Origin of the sequence: Streptomyces sp. F001 (assembly GCF_004187715.1) — a bacterium.
Lineage (GTDB): Bacteria > Actinomycetota > Actinomycetes > Streptomycetales > Streptomycetaceae > Streptomyces > Streptomyces flavusporus.
The window spans coordinates 1-2169 of sequence record NZ_QZWF01000145.1 but is presented as its reverse complement, the minus strand read 5'-3'; the positions used below and the strand labels follow the sequence as shown (position 1 = coordinate 2169).

The 2169-nt window shown below is 66.4% G+C and carries 3 protein-coding genes; all 3 read left to right on the top strand.

Annotated elements, in window-relative coordinates:
• A partial coding sequence (locus StrepF001_RS45070; RefSeq protein ID WP_129803855.1) for a CHAT domain-containing protein occupies positions 1–1664 on the top strand: 1664 nt, incomplete at its 5' end.
• A 73-nt stretch (positions 1665–1737) separates the two neighbouring features.
• Complete coding sequence (locus StrepF001_RS46160; RefSeq protein WP_165396594.1) at positions 1738–1905, top strand: hypothetical protein; 168 nt, start codon at positions 1738–1740, stop codon at positions 1903–1905.
• Positions 1906–1965: 60 nt separating this feature from the next.
• On the top strand, positions 1966–2169 hold a 204-nt coding region (locus StrepF001_RS45065; RefSeq protein ID WP_129803854.1), incomplete at its 3' end, for a hypothetical protein.

Genomic DNA, 2169 nt, shown 5'->3' with positions numbered 1-2169 from the left:
GATCTCTATCGAACCCGGGGCGGTTCACGGCGCGCTATCAGCACAATCTGGCACGCATTGCCTGGGAGTGCTGGCGCAACGCTGGGGGCAACCCTGACCATCTCGTAACGACGGCCACGGCATTCGGCAGGGCTGAGGCGATTCTCAGCGAGCGTCGCTCGGCGGCCTCGGTCCTCGATGCCCTACTGGGTGCTCGTGCATGGGAGCGCATGCGCGGCCGGGCGGTGACCTCAGCGGTTCAGCTCGGAGACGTGGGAATCGACAGCGACGACTGGTACCGCGCGGCCGTCGTGCGGGCAGAGGGCACCAAGTCCCTTGTGCTCACTGGGCTCCTGGGACGGACAGAGCTGCCAGCACCGCCGGAAGTACCAGCGGCGGAAGTGGCACGCGAAGCCGACTTGGCTCGACGACTTGCCGAAATCGACCGTAAGGAGCTCGCTACGGTGGAATCCGGGGCTAGCGACGAAGACCGGAGAGCGCTCGCGCTGCGCCGACGCAAGATCCTGCTGGCCCTGTCCGGGATCTGGGAGTCCATTGGTCGGTGCGGCCCTGCGGCCCGATCCTGGGTGTCCCTGCGCCGTGGGGATACCCCGACCTGGGAAGAGCTGTGCGAACTTGCCGTCCGGGCGGGACCTGACACTCCCCTGGTGTCGTTGTTCGCCGCGCACGACCGAATCGTCCTCGCCGTGCTGCGGGCTGATGCACTGCATCCGGCTGTCGTGAACCTGCCGTTGGACGGTCCAGCACTCGCCGCCGTGGAGGAGGAGTTCGCGGTTGAGGTTGATCCCTACGGCGTGGATCTGGGGCCCGAGACCTGGTACGAACCCCTCATTGACCTGTGGCAGCAGGCGGCACCATTCCTGGCGGGCGCCAGGAGGCTGGTGATCGTGCCGCACGGTGTCCTGCACCGGCTGCCCTGGGCGGTTGTCACCTGCCGGGCAGGAATCGGCGACGCCGCAGGCCGTCCACTCCCGATTTACACGGTCCCGTCGCTTCAGGTAGCGAGGCTTCACGCGGACATGCCGCCCCTGTCGGCCCGGAACGCTCTCGTCGTCGGCGATCCGAGGGGAGATCTCGGCTTCGCCCGACTGGAAGCCGAGCGAGTGGCCAAGATCCTGCGAACCGAGGACACCCTCATCGGTGAGCGGGCTACGATCAGTGCTGTCTTGGATGGGCTGAGTAAGGCATCCGTCGCACACATCGGTGCACACGCCATCTTTGACCCAGCTGAGCCGTTGAGTTCCGGACTGTCGCTTGCCGATGGAATGCTCACTGTCCGCCGACTTCTTGAACACCGCTCCGAGCTGGATCTCCTGGTTCTGTCTGCTTGCAGCACAGGCCGTTCTGCCGCGCTTGGAGGCGACGAACTGCTGGGGCTCACAACGGCTTTCCTTCAGGCCGGAGCGCGGCAACTAGTGGTAAGTCTTTGGCCGGTCCTTGATGCCACGACGATCGACCTGATGGGCGCCTTCCACACCGCCCACCGTGCTGGGAAACCAGTCGCGGAGGCACTTCGCGACGCGTCCGTCGGCGTCCGCGCCCACCACCCGCACGGTTATTACTGGGGGGCCTTTACCGCGGTGGGAGCACCGAGGCAAGGTGATGCCGGGCAAAGAGCCGAGAGAGGCCGCGGCTTAGAACGGCTGACACAGTGGCATGGATAGTCTGCGGCTGCCCTGTGCGAGCGGGAGTTGAGCGTTCGGTCCGGCCAGATGTTATCGCTGCGCATTGTGTTGGATGAGCTGCGGCACCGCAGCCCGAGAAGGGCGCCTTCCGGAGGTCGCCGACTGGGAGAAGGTCTCCAGGCTGGCGGTCAAGGTTCAGGCCACGATCTACTCGAACGAGCCGGACATCGCTGATGGGCCGGACGTCGACAACACCGGCGACGAGGAAGACGCCGCCTGACGCGGCTGCGCGTTCGGGTGGGCCCGTCGGCTGCATGCCGCGGGCCCACGACTCGCGAAGTTGCTGATTCTCCACCTCCAGGACGTGTACGACCCGCACCAGCTGCTGGACGTCCGTACGCAGCCGGTCGCGCTCGGCACGCAGGCGGGTGATCTTCTGCTGCAGCTCCTCATTGGTCCGCTTCAGGCCGTCGGCGACCTTCGGCCGCGTGTCCTGCATGCGCACCAGGGCGTAGAGCAGGTCCTTCAGCCCGGTGTGCTTGTG

What these genes read in the sequence shown, in the direction of transcription:
- StrepF001_RS46160 (WP_165396594.1), top strand. Translation starts at nt 1,738, where the DNA reads ATGAGCTGCGGCACCGCAGCCCGAGAAGGGCGCCTTCCGGAGGTCGCC.